The organism is Paeniglutamicibacter terrestris, assembly GCF_012271785.1.
Classification (GTDB): Bacteria; Actinomycetota; Actinomycetes; order Actinomycetales; family Micrococcaceae; genus Paeniglutamicibacter; species Paeniglutamicibacter terrestris.
The window spans coordinates 87,396-106,407 of the sequence record NZ_JAAWVT010000001.1; the positions used below are offsets into that span (position 1 = coordinate 87,396).

Annotated in this window: 15 protein-coding genes, 1 tRNA gene and 2 pseudogenes; 8 read left to right on the forward strand and 10 right to left on the reverse strand. The window is 59.7% G+C overall.

Annotated features, from left to right (window positions below):
• Positions 1-84: 84 nt before the first annotated feature.
• The 3 genes from HED64_RS00395 to HED64_RS00405 are packed head-to-tail and all read right to left on the reverse strand — an operon-like array spanning position 85 to position 2,971.
• Entirely contained in the window at positions 85-960 is an 876-nt protein-coding gene (locus tag HED64_RS00395; RefSeq protein ID WP_168150193.1) for a 3-hydroxyacyl-CoA dehydrogenase family protein, read from the reverse strand.
• Positions 960-1,745: an enoyl-CoA hydratase/isomerase family protein gene (locus tag HED64_RS00400; protein ID WP_342590615.1), complete on the reverse strand. Its 786-nt coding sequence runs from the start codon at positions 1,743-1,745 to the stop codon at positions 960-962. The genes HED64_RS00395 and HED64_RS00400 overlap by 1 nt, the downstream gene beginning before the upstream one ends.
• Positions 1,746-1,747: 2 nt before the next feature.
• A complete protein-coding gene (locus tag HED64_RS00405) occupies positions 1,748-2,971 on the reverse strand; it encodes a thiolase family protein (protein WP_168150194.1) in 1,224 nt (407 codons plus the stop codon).
• A gap of 358 nt (positions 2,972-3,329) precedes the next feature.
• Between HED64_RS00405 and HED64_RS00410 the strand changes: the two genes are divergently transcribed.
• Positions 3,330-4,748, forward strand: coding sequence for an MFS transporter (locus HED64_RS00410; protein WP_168151059.1), 1,419 nt, complete (start codon positions 3,330-3,332; stop codon positions 4,746-4,748).
• Between the two features lie 130 nt (positions 4,749-4,878).
• On the opposite strand, the gene HED64_RS00415 is transcribed toward HED64_RS00410, so the two are convergent.
• A complete protein-coding gene (locus HED64_RS00415) occupies positions 4,879-6,330 on the reverse strand; it encodes an amino acid permease (RefSeq protein ID WP_245325581.1) in 1,452 nt (483 codons plus the stop codon).
• Between the two features lie 460 nt (positions 6,331-6,790).
• Between HED64_RS00415 and HED64_RS00420 the strand changes: the two genes are divergently transcribed.
• The 3 genes from HED64_RS00420 to HED64_RS00430 all read left to right on the forward strand — a co-directional run bounded on the left by HED64_RS00420 (position 6,791) and on the right by HED64_RS00430 (position 9,916).
• A complete protein-coding gene (locus HED64_RS00420; protein ID WP_342590616.1) occupies positions 6,791-7,756 on the forward strand; it encodes a 1,4-dihydroxy-2-naphthoyl-CoA synthase in 966 nt (321 codons plus the stop codon).
• Positions 7,757-7,821: 65 nt separating this feature from the next.
• Complete coding sequence (locus tag HED64_RS00425) at positions 7,822-8,949, forward strand: AMP-binding protein (protein ID WP_168150195.1); 1,128 nt, start codon at positions 7,822-7,824, stop codon at positions 8,947-8,949.
• Between the two features lie 79 nt (positions 8,950-9,028).
• Positions 9,029-9,916 (forward strand): 1,4-dihydroxy-2-naphthoate polyprenyltransferase, encoded by an 888-nt coding sequence (locus HED64_RS00430; RefSeq protein ID WP_168151062.1) that lies wholly within the window; start codon positions 9,029-9,031, stop codon positions 9,914-9,916.
• A gap of 395 nt (positions 9,917-10,311) precedes the next feature.
• On the opposite strand, the gene HED64_RS00435 is transcribed toward HED64_RS00430, so the two are convergent.
• On the reverse strand, positions 10,312-10,581 hold the full coding sequence (locus tag HED64_RS00435; RefSeq protein WP_168150196.1) for a DUF4229 domain-containing protein: 270 nt from the start codon (positions 10,579-10,581) through the stop codon (positions 10,312-10,314).
• 52 nt (positions 10,582-10,633) lie between these two features.
• Here HED64_RS00435 and HED64_RS00440 point away from each other — a divergent pair, with 52 nt between their 5' ends.
• Positions 10,634-11,050 (forward strand): PLD nuclease N-terminal domain-containing protein, encoded by a 417-nt coding sequence (locus HED64_RS00440; protein WP_168150197.1) that lies wholly within the window; start codon positions 10,634-10,636, stop codon positions 11,048-11,050.
• Between the two features lie 86 nt (positions 11,051-11,136).
• Here HED64_RS00440 and HED64_RS00445 read toward each other — a convergent pair.
• A pseudogene (locus tag HED64_RS00445) lies at positions 11,137-11,526 on the reverse strand (RtcB family protein); the annotation flags it as partial.
• 148 nt (positions 11,527-11,674) lie between these two features.
• On the opposite strand from HED64_RS00445, the gene istA reads away from it, so the two are divergent.
• Genes istA through HED64_RS00460 form a run of 3 tightly spaced genes read left to right on the forward strand, consistent with a single transcriptional unit; the run spans position 11,675 to position 14,018 of the window.
• Positions 11,675-12,493 (forward strand): IS21 family transposase, encoded by an 819-nt coding sequence (gene istA, locus HED64_RS00450; protein ID WP_342590659.1) that lies wholly within the window; start codon positions 11,675-11,677, stop codon positions 12,491-12,493.
• Between the two features lie 27 nt (positions 12,494-12,520).
• A complete protein-coding gene (locus HED64_RS00455; protein WP_168150199.1) occupies positions 12,521-13,261 on the forward strand; it encodes a Mu transposase domain-containing protein in 741 nt (246 codons plus the stop codon).
• The gene (locus HED64_RS00460) at positions 13,251-14,018 is read left to right on the forward strand and encodes an ATP-binding protein (RefSeq protein ID WP_168150200.1); all 768 of its coding nucleotides are present in this window, start codon (positions 13,251-13,253) and stop codon (positions 14,016-14,018) included. Before HED64_RS00455 ends, HED64_RS00460 begins: the two co-directional genes overlap by 11 nt.
• Before the next feature lie 197 nt (positions 14,019-14,215).
• Here HED64_RS00460 and HED64_RS00465 read toward each other — a convergent pair.
• From HED64_RS00465 to resB, 4 genes and pseudogenes are all read right to left on the reverse strand, one after another.
• Positions 14,216-14,995, reverse strand: a pseudogene (locus tag HED64_RS00465) (RtcB family protein); the annotation flags it as partial.
• Positions 14,996-15,581: 586 nt separating this feature from the next.
• Positions 15,582-15,655 (reverse strand) — tRNA-Met (locus HED64_RS00470).
• Between the two features lie 709 nt (positions 15,656-16,364).
• Entirely contained in the window at positions 16,365-17,396 is a 1,032-nt protein-coding gene (ccsB, locus tag HED64_RS00475) for a c-type cytochrome biogenesis protein CcsB (protein WP_168150201.1), read from the reverse strand.
• An 8-nt stretch (positions 17,397-17,404) separates the two neighbouring features.
• On the reverse strand, positions 17,405-19,009 hold the full coding sequence (gene resB, locus HED64_RS00480) for a cytochrome c biogenesis protein ResB (RefSeq protein ID WP_168150202.1): 1,605 nt from the start codon (positions 19,007-19,009) through the stop codon (positions 17,405-17,407).
• Between the last annotated feature and the right edge of the window lie 3 nt (positions 19,010-19,012).

Genomic DNA, 19,012 nt, shown 5'->3' on the forward strand with positions numbered 1-19,012 from the left:
CCCCGATGTATCACGCCGGATGAAGCATGGGTGCCGCGTTGCGCCGAGGCGCAACGCGGCACCCATGCTTCTGGCCATCACGTGCTAACTCGCGGACTCGGACCAGTCGTAGAAGCCGCGCCCAGTCTTGCGGCCCAGGTGTCCCTGCTCCACCAAGTCGCGCAGGATCTGCGGCGGGGCAAAGCGGTCACCGAGGGTCTGATGCAGGTATTCGGCGATGCCTAGACGCACATCCAGCCCGACAATGTCCGTAGTCTTGAGCGGACCGGTCGGGTGCTTGTAGCCCAGCACCATGGCGTTGTCGATGTCCTCGGCGCTCGCCACGCCCTCCTCGACCATGCGCATGGCTTCCAAGGCAATGGCCACGCCCAAGCGTGAGCTGGCGAACCCCGGTGCGTCGTTAACGACCACGGCGGTCTTTCCCAGCCCGGCAACCCAGCCGCGGGAGCGCTCAATCAACTCGGGTGCACTCTGCTTGGCAATGACCACCTCGATGAGCGTGGAGGCGGGTACCGGGTTGAAGAAGTGCAGGCCCAAGAAATTTTCCGGACGCTGCAGTTCGGCGGCCAGCCCACTCATCGACAATGAGGAGGTGTTGGAGGCTAGGATCGCGTCGGTCCTGAGGTTCTCCTCAACCTTCTTCAGCGAGGAGACCTTCAGGTCCCAGATCTCGGGAACGGCCTCGACGACGAGCCCGCGGTCGGCAAAGGCCGCGTAGTCCACCGAAACATCGAACCGGGTCAGCATCTCGCCGAGGTTCCCGTCGACCGATCCTCGCTCGATCGACTTGGCTGCCGCAGACTCCACACGTTCCCGGGCGCCCTGGGCGGAAGCCTCATCACGCTCAACGACCACGACGTCGCAGCCATTAATTAAGAAGGCGTGGGCAATGCCGGCGCCCATCCGGCCGCCGCCGAGCACGCCGACCTTGGCGGGCAGCGAGTTGGGAAGTGTTTCCATTATTTTTTCTTCCTATCCAAGAAGGCCTGCATGCGGTCGAATTTTGCCTGGGATTCAAAAAGCATTCCTTGGGCCAGGGTGTCGATGACGGGGTGTGCCTCTCGCGGGGCATGGAACACCGACTTGGTGATGCGTACCGCCAACGGGTCCTGCTTGCCGATCCGGTCGGACAGAGCCGAAGCCGCTGCCAGCAATTCGGCACCGGGAACCAATTCGGTGATGAGTCCAGCCTTCAGGCATTCTTCGCCCGTGAGCACCTTGCCCGCGAGCAGGATCTCCTTGGCTAGCGGCTCGCCCACCAGTTCCTTCAGGCGCCAGGTGGCTCCCGCTGCGGCCATGATGCCGAGTCCGGTCTCCGGATTGCCCATGCGCAGTTCGGGGGTGCCGATCCGGAAGTCCGCAGCGTAAGCCAGCTCGGCGCCGCCACCCAGGGCGAATCCGTCGAGAGCGGCGATGACGGGCATCGGCAGCTTGGCGATACGGTCAAAAATGCCCGAGTTGATTCCTGCCAAGGCATCGTCGCGGCGGCGTTCACGCAGCTGCGCGATGTCGGCGCCGGAGGCGAAGATGCCCTTGGCACCGGATTCCGAGTCGGCCGGGGTGCCCGAGAGCACCATGATCTTCGGGGTGCGTTCCAGGTAGGCGCACACCGCGTGCAGCTCATCGACCATTGCCTGGTCGATGGCGTTCTTGACCTCGGGACGGTCAAGCTGTACTTCCAGCCGGTCGAGGGTCTCGGTGACCTTCAGCGCCTGAAAGCCGGTCGTGTCCAAGGTGCCACCCACGCCTAAACTCCCTCGATGAGCAAGGCTGCGCCCTGGCCAACGCCGACGCACATGGTGGCCAGCCCGAGCTTGGACCCGCCCTCCTTGGCTTCGCGCTCCAGACGGCCTAACAGGGTGATCACGATGCGGGAGCCGGAGGAACCCAGCGGGTGGCCGAGCGCGATGGCGCCGCCGTCGTTGTTCACGATCTCTGGGTCGATGCCCAGTTCGCGCATGGAGGCCAGCGACTGCGAGGCGAAGGCCTCGTTGAGTTCGACCGCGGCCAGGTCCTCGATCTTGTAGCCGGAGCGCTCCATCACCTTGCGGGTGGCCGGAACCGGGCCGACGCCCATGATCTCCGGGGCCAGGCCGGCGGAGGCGCCGTCGATGATGCGGGCACGCGCCACCAGCCCGTACTTCTTGATGGCCGCCGCGGAAGCGACGATGATCGCTGAGGCGCCGTCGTTGAGGGTTGAGGCGTTGCCTGCGGTGACCACGGTGCCGCCCTTGACCACGGGGCGCAATGCGGAGAGCACCTCGAAGGTGGTGCCGGGGCGCGGGCCCTCGTCGGTGTCGACGACGCTCTCACCTTTGCGGGTCTTGACGATGACCGGGACGATTTCGTCCTTGAAGTGCCCGGCCGCGATGGCGGCCAGTGCACGTTCGTGGGAGCGCACGGCGAAGGCGTCGCAGTCCTCACGGCTGGTGTTGAAAACTCGGGCAACTTCTTCGGCGGTTTCCGGCATCGAGAAGGTGGCCTTGCCCTCGCGGGAGAGCTCTCCGGAGACGAACTCGGGGTTCGGGAAGCGCCAGCCGATCGAGGTGTCGTAGCTGGCACCGGGCTTGGCGAAGGCCTTGTCCGGCTTTTCCATGACCCACGGCGCGCGACTCATGGACTCGACCCCGCCAGCGACGACGATGTCGGCGGCACCGGCCTTGATCATATGGCTGGCCATGGTGATGGCGCTCATGCCTGAGGCGCAGAGGCGGTTCACCGTAATGCCCGGGACGGTGTCCTCGAACCCGGCCAGCAGCCAGGCCATGCGAGCGACGTTGCGGTTTTCCTCCCCGGCACCGTTGGCGTTGCCGAAGATCACCTCGTCAACGTCAGCCGGATCGATGCCGGCGCGCTCTACAGCGGCCCGAATCGCGAGTGCGGCCAAGTCATCCGGGCGCACGCTGCTCAATGCTCCGCCGTAGCGTCCCACCGGGGTGCGGGCTCCGCCCACCAAGTATGCCTCGGTCATCACAACTCCTTTGTCGTTCGGCGCACGGCAGGGTCCCTCCGGTTGGTTTGTCCAGCGGAAGGACCGGTTCGTGGGCCGTTTAGTGGTCCGGTTTGCCGTCCCGCGTGGAGACGCCATAATTACCGACCATTCGTTCACTAATTGAATCACACCTAGAATCCCATGGTGCCACATGTGTGGTCAATCACCTCGGGACACAAATCCGCACACGTTGACGCGGGCCATGGGCAGGCGTATTGTCTTCCACTTGACCGACTCCGGGGCTCCCCCTGGATCGTGGACCGTCACCGTCAGGGACCGTGACAGGGAACCAGACGGGCATCCGGTCGACGGAAAGCTGAATAGCAACGGAGCAGTAATGCAACCGGACACCAGCCAACCCAACCACCCCGCAACACCGACTCCGGTGGATCTGAGCCAGGGCATCGGACCCGACCTGGGCACCGCGGCAGGACGCCGAGAAATCCGCAATGCCACTGCCGCTTCGGCGATGGGCAACCTGACAGAATGGTTCGACTACGGCGTGTACGCCGTCGCAGTTTCCTACATTGCCGTCCACTTTTTCCCCACCGAGGGCGGAACCCTCATGGCGCTGGGCACCTTTGCCTTGTCCTTCCTCGTCCGGCCGCTGGGCGGACTGGTGTGGGGGCCGCTGGGCGATCGGATGGGCCGCAAGCACATCCTCGCGCTGACCATTTTGATGATGTCTCTCGCGACATTCTTGATCGGCGTGATGCCTACCTTCGATCAGGTTGGCGTGCTCGCACCCGTCCTTCTGGTGCTCCTGCGCATGGTTCAGGGGTTCTCCACCGGGGGTGAATATGGCGGTGCCGCCACCTTCATGGCCGAGTACTCCCCGGACAAGAAGCGCGGCTTCTTCGGGTCCTTCCTGGAATTCGGGACGCTCGGCGGTTTCGCTCTGGGAACCGCGGTCATGCTCGGTTTCCAGGTGGCCCTGAGCGAGGAGGCCATGATGGCCTGGGGCTGGCGCGTGCCCTTCATGCTCGCCCTGCCCATGGGTCTGATCGGCCTTTACCTCAGGAACAAGCTCGAAGACACCCCGGTGTTCCAGGAGCTCGAGGAACGCGGCGAAGTCCAGGAACGGAGTTCGCTCTTTGAACTCATCCGTACCTATTGGCGCCCGATGCTCATCATGAGCGGCTTGGTCATCGCCCTGAACGTCGTGAACTACACGCTGCTGAGCTACATGCCGACCTACCTCGAGGGCCAGCTGGGCCTGGATCCGAAGGCGTCGCTGATGGTGATCCTGATCGGCGAGGTCGCCATGATGGCAGTCATCCCCTTTGCCGGATCACTCTCTGACAAGGTAGGCCGGAAACCGCTATGGTTTGCATCGCTGATCGGTCTGTTCGTGCTGGCGCTGCCGCTGTTCTGGCTCATGGGCAGAAGTTTCCCGCTCGCGATACTTGGCTTCGCCATCCTGGGCCTGCTCTACATCCCGCAACTTGCCACGATCACCGCGACCTTCCCGGCCATGTTCCCATCACATGTCAGATTCGCCGGCTTTGCGGTGACCTACAACGTCGCAACAGCGATCTTCGGAGGCACCGCGGCCATGGTCAACGAGGCGGTCATCAACAAGACCAGCTTCCTGCTGTTCCCGGCCGTCTACATGATGGTCGCCTGCGCTATCGGTCTGGTGGCCACACGCTACCTGCCGGAAACCGCCGGGGCATCGCTGCGCGGTACGCAGATCCCCGATGCCCACGAGACGGGAATCCTGGCCGACACCGGCGCGGCCGACGCCCGGACCTAACCGGGCCGAATCCTCGCTCATGGGTCAAAGCGGGCACCAACAAAAAGGTGGGTGGGTTGCTCCCGAAAATTCTCCGGGAACGACCCACCCACCGTCTTGCCCCGGCGAACCGTGGCTTTCCGCCGCTTACCTAGGAGTAGAGCTCGCTCTTGGCCGTATTGTGCTTGGCCTTCTGCCAGCCAATCCACAACCCAATGGCAATCAGCGGAATGCAGGCAATGGTGTAGAGACCGAGGTGAAAGACCTCGCCGTCGGGACCGGTCAGCGTGTCGAAACCGATCAGCACGGTGATCACGAGCAGAGCGATCAGGCCCGCCCAGCTGGTGTACGGTGACCCGGGCATGGGCAGCGAAGAAACCTTGCCGCGCTTTTTGCGCAGCATCAGCTGGCAGGCGAAGATCGAGGCCCAGGTGAACAGCACGCCGATCGAGGCGGTGTTCAGCGCCAGGTCAAAGGCGTAGGTTCCGCCCAGCCAGACGTTGAGGATGATGCCTACGAAGTACACGCCGGCGATCGCCAGGATGCCCGCGTAGGGAACGTAGCGCTTGTTCATTTTGGTCAGCCACCTCGGTGCGTGGCCGTTGTTGGCCATGGCGCGGAAGATGCGCCCGATTGAGTACAGGCCCGAGTTGCAGGAACTGAGGGCGGCGGTGATGACCACAAAGTTCATCACGCCGCCGATCCAGCCCCAGCCGAGCTGGTCGAAGACTGTGACAAACGGGCTTTCCCCGGCCTTGTATTGGTTCCACGGCACGATCATGGCCAGCAGGGTCACCGAACCGACGTAGAAAACGACGATACGAACCACCACGGCCCGGATGGCGGCCGGCACTTCCTTGGCTGGGTCTTCCATTTCCCCGGCGGTGATACCGACCAGTTCAATGGCGTTGTAGGCGAAGATGACGGCGTTGAGGACCAGGATGGTGATCATGAACCCGCGGGGGAACATGCCACCCTCGCCGGCAAAGAGGTTGGACACCGAAGCATGTCCGTCACCGACCTGGGCGTTGGTCACCACCAAGTAAATGCCGATGCACAGGAAGAGCACAATCGCCGCAACCTTCAGGAACGATGCCCAGAACTCGAACTCGGCAAACGCCTTGGCGCTGAATAGGTTCACCGCAACCAGCAGGCCCAGGGCGCACAGCGCCGCGGCTTCGACGGGAACTCCGGGGAAGAAGTAGGTGAAGTACAACCCGATGGCGATGAGTTCGGCAATGCCAGTCATGGCCCAGTTCAGGACATACATCCACCCGGAGAGGAAGGCGCCCTTGGCGCCGAAGAGCTCGCCGGCGTAGGACACAAAGGATCCCGAGGACTGGCGGTACATGATGAGCTCGCCCAGCGCACGCATCAGGAAGTAGGCGATGACCCCGGCAATGGCGTAAGAGAAAATCAGGGCGGGGCCGGTGGTGGCCAACCGGCCACCAGCTCCCATGAACAGACCAACACCAATCGCGCCGCCCATGGCAATCATCTGGACGTGACGTCGAGTCAGGGTTTTCTTATATCCCTCCGCCGTGACTCCTGCGTCTTGGGTCGAGGTGTGGTGCTGGTGTTCGTTCACATTGCGTGATTCCAACGCGTGACTCCTTTATCACTGAAAAATCCCGCTTGGATAAAGGCAGGAGGCGCCCACTAGGTCAGACTGAGAGTGGCCGGTCACACGGCTAGGGACGCAATCGGCAAACTTACACCATGTGCGGTCGCGTAATATACAACCATGTGTTACGAGCCACATCACCGGCCCCTCAAGTTCAGGCCCAGTAATCGCACAACGTATCAGGTGAAAGGCTGTTTTTTCGTCGTATGTGTGGCAGGGTAACGTTCGACGAATAGTGTTCAAATCGTCCCTCGAGCCACCGACTTGGACCCCGTCGCGACGGCAGGATCGATGTTCTGGTACCTCGGCTCCGGCCACGACCGCGAGGTCCCTAAAAAACTAACAGCGAATCGACCCCGACCCCGCGCGACGGAGAGCATCGATCGCGCTATCCGCTCATTTCGCCCGAGCAACGGGTAAGGCACTAGCATTCATCATTGTGAGCATCGTTGAATCAAACACCCAGCTGCCAGCCAAAGTCTCCGATATTTTTGACCCCACGCGTTGGCGTGTGGTCGAAGGTTTTGAGCTTGAAGACATGACCTATCACCGTCAGGTGGAACGAGATGCCGGTGGGAAGATCATTCGCGATCTCCCCACCGTCCGCATCGCGTTTGACCGCCCAGAGATCCGCAATGCGTTCCGCCCCGGCACGGTTGATGAGCTCTACCGCATCATGGACCACGCCCGGATGAGCTCGGACGTGGCCACGGTGCTCCTCACCGGCAACGGCCCCTCCCCCAAGGACGGCGGGCATTCCTTCTGCTCCGGCGGGGACCAGCGCATCCGCGGCCGCGACGGCTACCGCTACGCCGAGGGCGAGACGGCAGACTCCATTGACCCCGCCCGCGCCGGACGCCTCCACATTCTTGAGGTTCAGCGTCAGATGCGCACCATGCCCAAGGTGGTCATCGCCGTGGTTAACGGTTGGGCAGCCGGCGGCGGACACTCGCTGCACGTGGTCTCGGACCTGACCATCGCCTCCCGCGAGCACGGCAAGTTCAAGCAGACGGATGCGACGGTTGGGTCCTTCGACGCCGGATACGGCTCCGCCCTGCTGGCCCGCCAAATTGGACAGAAGGCAGCCCGGGAAATTTTCTTCTTGGCCCGCGAATACTCCGCCGAGGACATGGTGCGCATGGGAGCTGTCAACGAGGCCGTGGATCACGCACGGCTGGAAGAGGTTGCCCTGGAATATGCGGCAGACATCGCACGTCAGTCCCCGCAGGCCATCCGCATGCTGAAATTTGCCTTCAACTTAGCCGACGACGGTCTGGCAGGCCAGCAGGTCTTTGCCGGGGAAGCCACACGCTTGGCGTACATGACCGATGAAGCGGTCGAGGGCCGTGATGCGTTCTTGGAAAAGCGCGATCCGGACTGGTCCGGGCACCCGTACTACTTCTAAGCGGTACTCCCTCCCCTGCTCGGCTAACCAGTCCCCCACCTGTACAAAGGCAGCTCAACTCCTCCATGAATCCAGAACTCGCACTCCAGGCCCTCACCGCATCGCTTAACGGCGAGGGCGCTGCCGTGGAAATCCTTCCCGGGAGAACCGGCAATCATTACCTGATTGAAGAGGTACCGAGTGCGGAGCTAGTGGATTATCAGGAGATCGCCGCGGTGGTTCGCACCTCGGGCTCCACCGGCACGCCCAAGCGCACCGCGCTGTCCGTCGAGGCCCTCGCTTCGTCATCGATGGCCACCGCGGAGCACTTGGGTTTCGAGGGGCAGTGGCTGCTGGCCCTGCCACTGCATTTTGTGGCAGGCCTTGCCGTACTCACACGCAGTCTCTACGCCGGGACTCGCCCCTGGGCGATGGATCTGGAGCAGAGTTTCGCCGCACAGGGGTTTAACGACGCTGCCTCCGCGTTGACCGATCGCCGGCGACTGGTATCTATGGTCCCCACCCAGCTGCAGCGTCTGCTCACGGATCCCGACGCACAAACGATCTCCACGCTGCAGCGCTTTGACGCGATCCTTCTTGGCGGTGCCCGGGCACCGCGTGCGGTGCTTGCGGAGGCGGCCAAGCACTCACTTAATCTGCACCTCACCTATGGCTCCAGCGAGACTGCGGGAGGGTGTGTGTACGACGCCAAAGCGCTGCCCGGGGTACAGGTCAAGGTCATCGACGGGCGGATCATGCTGGGCGGTCCCACCATTGCCGCTGGCTACCTCGGAAACCCCGAGCTCACGCAACAGCATTTCAGCACCGATGCCGCGGGCACACGGTGGTACGCCACCGACGATCTGGGAAGCTACACGGACGGGGTGCTCTCGGTCAGTGGCCGCGCGGACGATGTGATCATCACCGGCGGCGTCAAGGTTTCGGCCGCGGCGGTCCAACGCATTATCGAATCCGTACCAGGTGTGAGCGCGGTTCAGGTTGTTGCTGTGCCCGATGCCCAATGGGGCCAGCAGATCGGCGCGGCCTACGCTGGCACCGCCAGCCCCGATTCCTTGGCCGACGCGGTGCGTGAATCACTCGGTGCCGCAGCGGTTCCTCGTCGCGTGCAAAGGCTCGACGAGTTGCCGTTGCTACCCAATGGAAAAATTGACCGGATGTTGCTCGCCGCACTGCTGGCGGCCAGCGCCGGCTAAATCGCTAATTTCTCCCCCACTGGTGGGAAGGGGGAGAATGAATGCTGCACGTTTTTTGTAAGTAGCGAGAGGACAGATGGTGGCTACGATTGCCCAATGGGTTGCTGGCGCACGCTTGCGAACCCTTCCCATTGTGATTGCCCCGGTGGTTATTGGTACGGCTGCGGCAGTGGACGTCACCGGCAAGCTCGCTTGGTTCGAAGCGCTCTTGGCACTGATTGTTGGTCTGCTGTTGCAGATCGGTGTTAACTACTCCAACGACTACTCGGACGGAATCAGGGGCACAGACGATGTCCGCGTTGGACCCCTGCGGCTGACGGGATCGGGACTGGCCAAGCCAACATCCGTGCGAAATGCCGCCTTCGGCTGCTTTGGTATTGCCGGAATCGTTGGCGCTTTCCTAGTCGTATACACCGCTTCATGGCCGCTGCTGTTGGTTGGCGTTGCGGCAATTTTTGCCGCTTGGGGCTACACCGGTGGCAAGAACCCCTACGGCTACCGCGGGCTGGGCGAAGTTTTCGTTTTCATCTTCTTTGGTCTCGTGGCCACCTTGGGAACCACGTTTACACAGATTCACGAGCTCACGCTGGGCTCCTATGTGGGGGCCGTAGGCACCGGTCTCATCGGCACCGCGCTACTGATGGCCAACAACATCCGCGATATTCCTACCGACAAAGAAGTCGGCAAGATGACGTTGGCCGTGCGGCTGGGCGATCCGGCGGCACGCATTAGCTACGTCATGATGCTGGCCATCGCCATCCTGTTGCCTTTGGTCATGGTCGCCACCCACCCCTGGATGTGGATCATCCTGCTCACCATGTTGGTGAGCATCTTCCCGTGCTGGACGGTGCTACGCAACCACGAACGAGGTGCCCTGATCCCGGTACTGAAGCAGACCGGCATTATCAATATGGTTTATGCCGCGCTCTTCACCGTGGCCATCCTCATGGAGATCGTCCTCAAATAGTTCGCACAATAATGGCTGGCCCCAGAAGCCCAGTCATGAAGATCCTAGGGCTCGGTCGTTGCTGACCGGGCCCTTCGTGTTGGCATGAGCCGAGGCGGGACTCGAGGAATTGGCGGGCCGCGGAGGTTCGACGCGACAGAACAGACACTCAAGCCGCTGGGCTGGCGTCATTCACACGCATTTGCCCCCACGGAGACTGTCGCGAGCGCCTCGGGCCTGATGATTTACGACAGAAACGTCCACGTCGAGGACGTGGAGCTGTGGCGTCGCGTCCCGTCAGCGCTGCTATGGCGCAGCGAGATGACCCGAACACGTCGTCGATTTATATTGACCGCTATTGCAGCGGCGCCCGCGGTACATCAACCAGCGATCTGGCTCACGGGGAGGTACTGAGGCTACTTACCGCCGTCGAGGAAACGGTCTTCGGCTTCTTCGTCGTCCAAATCGTGTTTGGACTTCTTGGGGCCGCGGGAGGCAAACATCTGTTGCACATCCGCACTGGCTGCCAATCGCATTTTGTTGAGGAAGAGATAGCTCAACGCAAAGGCAAACACGAGGCCAACGAGGCCGGCCGTGAAAACGGGCCAGCGCAGAAAATAGACCAAGGGTAGGAATACTACGAAGAAGATGACCAACCGAATCAGGGAGAATTTTAGGAACTGCACCACTCCAGTCTAGACGCAGCTGGTACACAGATAAATTCACTAGACTATAGCTATGGTCCGGAACTTTATCTTTTTGGCGTTGGTTGCACTCGCAGTAACCATCTATGCCTTGATCGAATGCGTGCGAGCGCGTCCGAACGACGTCCGTTCGCTGCCCAAGATGGCCTGGGTGGCGGTCATCATTCTGCTGCCCCTGCTGGGTGCAGGGTTGTGGTTCTGGTTGGGCAGGCCACCGGCGTCCGCTTACAGCAACCCAAAAAAAGAAACGCGTGCCGCAACCGGCGCTCCGGACGATGATCCGGAGTTCCTTCGAAACCTCGAAGTACAGCGACGCCAGAAGGCGCGCGAGGAGGAATTGCGCCGCAAGGAGGCCGAACTTCAGGCCCGTGAAGGCAAGGCCGAGGAGACCGGGGACCAGAGCGACGAAGGCGGCAACCCCACCGAGGACACCCCTCGGCACACTCCGTAGTTTCATTCATTTAGACCGAGGACAGCCAAGGGGCTGGGTGGGCCAGCATAGTTCTGACCCACCCAGCCCCTTAGACTTAATGGCCCCTAATCGCCCTTGACGTTAATGATCTGTCGTAGCTTGTGCCGCACGTTCACGAGGTCGGCAGCATCCTCCATGACCTGGTCAATCGGCTTGTAGGCTCCGGGAATCTCGTCAAGGAAGGCGTCGGTATCCCTGTACTCGATGCCTGTCATAGCAATACGCAGCTGGTCGATGGTAAACGCCTTGCGTGCGGCCGTGCGGGAGTATTCCCGTCCTGCCCCATGCGGTGACGAGCACAGCGCCACCGGGTTCCCCCTGCCAACAACAACGTAAGACGCGGTGCCCATTGAGCCCGGAATCAAGCCAGGGTCCCCCTCGCGGGCACGGATGGCGCCTTTACGGGACAGCCATACCGACTTTCCAAAGTGCGTTTCGCGCTCCGTAAAGTTGTGTGCTGAATAGCGTCAGACGGTACGTCTGTTCTGGCTTGTTGGTACTGCTGTTCTGGGAACACGGTACCGTTCGAGGACCTTTTGTGATCCTCTGATCTGGTCGCCACACAACACGGTGCGGCGAATTGATCAGAGGAGAAATCCCTTGGTGGATTATCAAGCCATAATGTCCTTGGTGTTCAAAGGCCTCACCTATGAGGAAATCAGCGATTCGGTGGGCTGTTCACGTCGTGATGTCTCGGCCGTGAAGAAAACCGTCACCACAGCCGGCATCTCCGCCGAACGCTTTGCAACGATGACAGCAGCAGACATTGAGCAGCTCTTCCCGGACGGGCGCAAGACCGTTTCCCAGGACTATGCGGACCCGCATTTCGTTTCAGTCGTCGAAGAGATGAAACACAACCGGTACTTCACCTTGCAGCAGGGCTGGGTGAAATACCTCGGCTCAACCAGCGAGCAGAAGAAATACAGTTACTCCCAATACTGCGCACTATTCAGCCGGTTCGCCGCCGTCACCGACGTCGTGGCCACCCTGCAACACGAACCGGGCAAAGCAATGTTCGTGGACTGGGTCGGCCCCACGCTACCGGTGGTGGACACCGTGACCGGGGAAGTCAGCAAGGCGTACTTTTTCGTCGCTTCGCTACCGTACTCAGGGTTGGTGTTCTGCCAGGCGTTCAGCACCATGAAACAGGAAGCGTGGAACCAGGCGCTTGTGAACGCGCTGGCATTCATCGGCGGCGTCCCGCAGCTGATCGTCCCCGACAATGCCCGCACCGCCACCCATAAGCGCACCCGGGCAGATAACGAGTTGGTGGTGACCAAGTCCTACCGTCAATTGGCGGAGCATTACCAAACAGCAATCGTGCCGGCGAGATCAAATAAGCCACGTGACAAGGCACATGTCGAGCGAATGGTTCAAGCGGTGGAGAGCCGAGTCATCGGTTATCTCGCCTCCCAGACCTGAACCTCGTTCGAGGAACTCAACGACGCCGTGCAGGAACGACTGCTGGATCTGAACGAACAACTACGCCGGGTCAACGGGACCACGCGGCGAGAAGTCTTTGACGCCGAGGAAGCAGCGTTGCTACAGCCCCTGCCGGATCATCCGTTTGAATCGGTGGAATATAAGCAGTTGAAGGTCGGGCGGAACTATCACGTCACCAGCGACTACCAACACTATTCGGTGCCGTATGAGTTGGCCGGCAAGATTCTTTCAGTCCGGATCACCGCAACCACCGTGAGCATCTTTGACGGGCAAGCCAAAATTTGTGAGCACCCGCGCAAGCTCGGGCGCCGGGGTCAATATTCCTCGGAGTTATCGCATGCTCCCAAGCATCACCAGCAGGTTCAGGGGTTGTGGTCCAGGGAGTGGTTCTTGAACCGTGCCCGGAATTATGGACCGGCTACCGTGCAAGTCATCACGCAGATTTTGGACCGGAGCAAGATTGAAGCCCAAGCCTTCTTGGCGTGCCGCAATATCCTCTCGGAGTTGGGCGGGAAGAAATCCTCGTTGGAGGAAGCGTGCCAGGAAATGCTGAACATCAACGGGTATCCCAACTACACCTCGCTCAAACGAGTGATGGCGACGTTGGCCGCGGCCAAGGCCCAACCGGCTGCGGCAGCTCCGGCAGCGCAGAACGTGAAGAATCTGAAGGACGTCCAGAACCTGTCCGGAGTGTTTGTTCGCGATGCGGCGCACTACAAGGGGTTCGGTGGTTCCCATGCTGAATAGTGAAGATCATCAGAAGATCAAGGATCTTCGACTCACCACGTTTGCCGACAAGTTCTTGGAGCTGACCAACGACGAAGCCAACGACACGTTGCTGCCGGAGGAAGTGTTCATGCAGGCGGTCAACCATTCCTTGGATCTGCGCCGATCGAACAAGATCGACAAACTCATCAAACAGGCACGGTTTCCCCTACCGGGCGCATCGATTGCCGAGCTGCATTATGTTCCGGGTCGCAAGATCGATGAGGCACGGATGAAACGCTACGCGATGCATCAGTGGCGAGATGATCCGACGAACTTGTTGATCATCGCCCCCAGCGGTGGAGGCAAAACCTATATCGCCTGCGCGATAGGGATTGCTGCCTGCCATAGCGAGCACTCGGTGTTTTACACGCGGATGGACGTCCTGGCCAGAAAGCTGCTCATCGCACGCGGTGATAGCAAAGTTCATGATGCCCTGCTTGAAAAGTTACGGGAGGCAGATGTGTTGATCATTGACGACTTTTTGACCGTGGGTATCGATCAGAACATTGCCAGTGACCTGTTCGGGGTTTTGGCTGATCGGGAGCATCGGTTGCCGACGGCGATTGTCAGCCAGACCGATCCGGCGTATTGGGTTCAGGTACTACCTGACCGCGTGGCTGGGGATTCGATTGTGAATCGGCTGGCCAATAACACCAGGTGGCTCGTGCTGGGAGATACCGACATGCGCAAGCTCAAACATGAAAAGGCCCGGGACTCAACTAATTTTTGGGAATAGGTTTGCAGTCCGTTCCTGAACAGCTAACTCCCGAGCCTTCCCCCTAAATAGTATTGGCCAAGAGCCCGTCATCGGTTCTTGGCCAATACAACAAAAGCTCGATGCGGTACCACTTCGCCAGAAAGTCAGTACCAGCAACGCGGCGGGTGCGGTACCAAGTCGTCAGAACATAGGTACCAACAGACGCTATTCAGCATGTGGTGGCAGTTGATGCGTTCAATTTCCTGTACCTCTGCTCCCACCCATTCGGTAAACTGCCGGATCACCCGATCCATCATTTCCTCACGGTTCAGCAAGGCGAAGTGCTGAGCCCAACGCAGTTCGCGGATGTAAGAATCGAATTCCTCCGTCCCTTCCACCAGGTACGCAAGGTCGGGATCGGGCAAATCGATCCAGTACTTCTTGGCGACCTGCTGGGCGACCTTGATGTGCTTGGTAGCAATCCGGTTTCCAACGCCACGCGAGCCCGAGTGCAAAAAGAGCCACACGTTATTGTCCTCATCCAGCGACACCTCGATGAAGTGGTTCCCCGAGCCCAGTGTGCCAAGCTGAAGTTCCCAATTCTTGGCGTAGTCCCCCGGGTCAAATCCCGCAGTTTCGGCCAACGCCTTCAGCGCGGCAATGCGCGGTGCAGCCGTGGCTACGATCTTGCGGTTGTACTTACCCGCGGAGAGTGGAATGGCGCGTTCGATCTCCTCACGAAGGCTCTTACGGTCCTTCGGAAGCTGCTCATCGGTGTACTGGGTCTTTACCGCGATCATGCCGCAACCGATGTCGACGCCCACGGCGGCGGGGATGATGGCACCGAGAGTTGGGATCACCGACCCGACGGTGGCTCCCTTACCCAGATGCGCATCGGGCATGAGGGCAAGGTGGGGGAAGATAAATGGCATCTTCGCGGTGGTGATGGCCTGCTCACGGGTCTTTTCATCCAGGATGGACGCCCAGTTCTTGAGCCGGCTGTTGATGGTCTCCACGATTTCTCTTTCTGATGAGGTCTTTTGCCATGGCGATTCCGCGGCAAAGGGATAGATTCGGGGAGACAATCGGATCCAAAAAAGAAACCCCGAACCATGGTGTGGTTGCGGGGTTTTGATATCTGCTGGCATGCAGAGATCTAAAGCGTGAGCAACCGTAGGCCTAGTTCTTGCTGGTACTGGCGCTTAAACGCGCGCAGGGAGAAAGTATCAAGTTGAGTCGCTTGCAATTTCAACATGTTACTTTCCCTTCAGTTCGGGCCGGTTCCCGTGGATCGGGATGTTTATTCGTCAGCGTTGAGCTCAGGCCAACAATTGTTGAGCATAACAGCCCAAATTGAAATGTTGCAAGGAATCAAGCAATTCTCGGCATTAATGTGGTTCATTGGACCTCGACGAGATGATGAGATGTCGGGTTTATTTTAGGATCTTTCACCAATTAATTGGCAGAAATTTAGCCCGGGCACATTGCCTCGAATCTGCGGAACGGCACGTTTGCTCTGGCTCCAGCGTCGGCGGGCGGCGATTCACGGCTTAAACCAAATGATCCACTCTCCCGAATCAGGAGAGTGGATCATTTTCTTTGTGGCGGGGACAGGATTTGAACCTGTGACCTCCGGGTTATGAGCCCGGCGAGCTACCGAACTGCTCCACCCCGCGTCGGTAGATACAACAATAACAGTGGATTGCCCAGTCACCTAATCGAGGGGTCAATTCGTCGACATCCCCTAGGGAATCACCTTTTTTAGACGATCGAGTGACCTTCTGGGCAACATTTCGCACGCTCAGCGGCTAAAACATAGAATTTCCAACAGTGAGCCTCGTCACGAGCCATCGTTGATTTCTGCCCCTCCGGGAGCTGTGGCCGGTAGCCAGCCGCAGACCCGATGTTTAAACCGTTGCCATCGAGTGCTGCCTGGACCTCAGGACGCAATCCCCTGGCTTCGATATTGCACCCACGATTCACCATCTCCCCTACCCAGCGAATCGGGAAGATCTTGTGGCAGAGACACTTCTGTGCCGTCGCCGCAACTCTCCAAACGCTCGAGAAGTGACAAAACCCGTTGGTCGTCGATGGGGGGCGCATAACAATGCGCGCCACTGAGATTCCTCACGGATAAAGACTTCCGTTAGAAAGTGCGTCGGTTCAGGAGCGATCGAGTTGACGACCAGACAGGTGCCCTCGGGCGATTCTCTGCGCCAGGCCGTGGGATTTCGACTGATCTTCATTTCGCTGCATACCTTCGGCCAACGCTTTCAGGACCTTTGGCCACAGGGTAGCAGCCGCCATTTGGCCGGGGCTTAACGCACTGGTGGCTCCGTACCCGCCGTAGGGAGGGTACGGAGCCACCAGTGTGGAACGCGTGGCTTAGAGGCCCGCGTACGAGTGAAGTCCATTGAAGTAGATGTTCACTACGGTGAAGTTGAAGATGATGCAGAGGTAGCCGATGATGCTCAGCCATGCCGAGCGAGCGCCCGTCCAGCCACCGGTTGCGCGGGCGTGCAGGTAACCTGCGTAGACAACCCAGATCACGAAGCTCCAGACCTCCTTAGTGTCCCAGCCCCAGTAGCGGCCCCATGCGGCTTCTGCCCAAATGGCGCCCGCCATCACGGTGAAGGTCCACATCACGAAGGCCACCGCATTGATCCGGTATGCGAAGTTCTCCAGCGCAGCAGCTCCAGGAACAAGCTTCATGAACGGGAACTTGTCCGGCTTACCGGCAGCGAGGGCATCAATTCGAGCATGTTGCAACAGCTGAAGAACGTTCATGGCAAAGGTGATGGTGAACAAAGAAGAGGCCAGCACGGCGATGGAAACGTGAATAATCAGCCAGTAACTCTGCAGGGCCGGTACTAGGTGCGCGACAGGCGTCGGGAAGCCCATGGTTGCTCCGCAAAGCATCACCGTCACCAGACCGATGACGAAGGTACCCATGAAACGCAGGTCTTTTTTCAGCAATACGAGTGAGAAGACCAAAGCCACTAGGAAGGAGCCGGTCGAAAGGAACTCATACATATTTCCCCACGGCACACGGTGTGCAGCTACCCCTCGGGAGATCACAGCAAAGGCTTGCATGATGACGCCGAGCCAAGTCAAAGCGACAGCAACCTTAGCCGCACCGCGCTTCTTTGAAGCAACCGTGTAGGTCATTGCGTCATTCACCAACGCATTATTTGACGTACTGTCCGCAGCCGGAGCCTGAACCGACCCCGCAGCAACAAGGAGCTTCTTTTCGGAAGCTACCGTCGCAGCGTCAATTTCTTGGATGAGCTTGCTGGACTTGGCTAAATCCCAGGCGAAGGCAATAAAGGCCGAGGCATAGACCATTGCTGCGAGCAACATGAACAGGTCACTGTACTGTCCTAAGACCACATCAATGGTGGGTGTGTTGATATCCATAAGTTCTCCTAAACTCCGGCTCGCTCAACGGCGGGCCACTGCTGCTCAAGGAGCTTACGCAATTCCTTGGCTTCGGAATCAAGCCGGTGGTCTTCACCACGGGCAAGCAGTCCGTATTCGATTATGCGCTCTTCACGGCCAGAATCGTCAACCGTCGTCTTGACCTTCACCCAGACACGACGACGCGGGGTGAAGAGCGAGATGGTTAGACCCAAGAGCGCCAAGGCAGCAAAGATTGCCACTGGCTTCTTGCTCGGGTCATAGGCGACGTCAACGCCGATGAAGCGTTTGAGCCCGTCGAAGGAGATGCTCCCCTTACCGTCGGGCAAATCATAGGTCTGGCCGGCGCTCAGCACGATGCCGCCCGCGTCCAGGTTCCTGCTGTTGAGCTCCTTGAGCTGATCGGTTTCAAGGACGTAGACGTTCTGCGGATTTCCGTCGTCCAAGCCCAGATCGCCGTAGAAAGAGTTCAGCTGCAGTTGTGGGTTGATGGCGTTCGGATCACCGGAAATGGCAAACCCTGTTTCGTCCGTCATGGCGGTCGGCAACAGGAATCCTTGGAAAGCCAGCTGGTCAGGTGTCGCATCGGGAACCTTGATGACCATCAACGAGGTGTACATGCCATCCTGTGGCACCGAAATAACAGGACCGCTAAAGGCGATATCTCCCTTGCCGTCTCGGACCGTGACCACCGGGGCGTAGCCGTTGCCCACGAGGTAAACATCGGCGCCATCAATGCGCAGCGGATGGTTAACCCGAAGGAGCTCCTTTACCGGTTCGGCGTCAGGTCCTCGCCGGGTCTCTACCTCGGCAGTGAAATCGATGGGCTGACCGAAGTGTGTGGTCGATTCACGATCGAAGGTGATGTTGAATTTATCCAGCTTGACCGAATATGGGTCAAGGGAATCGTCCTTGAATAAGTTCCCCGGTGTGAAGCTGTCGTAGGAAACTAACGAGTTCACGAAGGTTTCCCCTTCGACCAGCGCACGCTGACCGCTGTATCCAAAAGCGCCACCGATGCCTACCGAAGCCAGCAGGCCCACGAGCGAAATATGGAACAGCAAGTTGCCGATTTCTCGGGTATATCCACGTTCGGCACCCACCGAAGGGTTGGAACCCTTCGTCCGGGCTTCCGACCGGTAACCGCGCTTCTTCAGGAGCTTGGTAACCTGTTGGACGATATTTACGTCACTCAGACCCGACTTTTCAGCCGACTGGATCTCGATGGTTCCGTACTCAGGCAGTCGGTTTAACCGTGACGGTGTTCGTGGCGGTGGCGTGCGCAGGGCCTTCGCATGCTTCTTAACACGCGGCAGGATGCAGCCGATCAACGAGATGAACAGCAATAGATAGATTGCCGAGAACCACACCGAGGAATAGACGTCGAAGAGCTGGAAGCGATCAAGCCATTCGCCCAGCGTCGGCTTGTTCGCCAAGTAAGTGGTGACATCTTCTGGATTGATCGACCGCTGCGGGAACAGGGAGCCGGGCACAGCTGCCACGGCCAAGAGCAACAGCAGGAAAAGTGCCGTTCGCATGCTCGTCAGCTGAGTCCATGCCCAGCGGATCATCCCTAGGAAACCGAGTGCTGGAACGGCAACATCTTTTTTCATGTC

Excerpts from the sequence above, each read along its gene's own strand:
- HED64_RS00440 (WP_168150197.1), top strand. The coding sequence starts at position 10,634 with ATGGTCCGGAACTTTATCTTTTTGGCGTTGGTTGCACTCGCAGTAACC.
- HED64_RS00405 (WP_168150194.1), bottom strand. The coding sequence starts at position 2,971 with ATGACCGAGGCATACTTGGTGGGCGGAGCCCGCACCCCGGTGGGACGC.
- resB (WP_168150202.1), bottom strand. The coding sequence starts at position 19,009 with ATGAAAAAAGATGTTGCCGTTCCAGCACTCGGTTTCCTAGGGATGATC.
- HED64_RS00410 (WP_168151059.1), top strand. The coding sequence starts at position 3,330 with ATGCAACCGGACACCAGCCAACCCAACCACCCCGCAACACCGACTCCG.
- HED64_RS00460 (WP_168150200.1), top strand. The coding sequence starts at position 13,251 with ATGCTGAATAGTGAAGATCATCAGAAGATCAAGGATCTTCGACTCACC.
- HED64_RS00395 (WP_168150193.1), bottom strand. The coding sequence starts at position 960 with ATGGAAACACTTCCCAACTCGCTGCCCGCCAAGGTCGGCGTGCTCGGC.
- ccsB (WP_168150201.1), bottom strand. The coding sequence starts at position 17,396 with ATGGATATCAACACACCCACCATTGATGTGGTCTTAGGACAGTACAGT.
- HED64_RS00425 (WP_168150195.1), top strand. The coding sequence starts at position 7,822 with ATGAATCCAGAACTCGCACTCCAGGCCCTCACCGCATCGCTTAACGGC.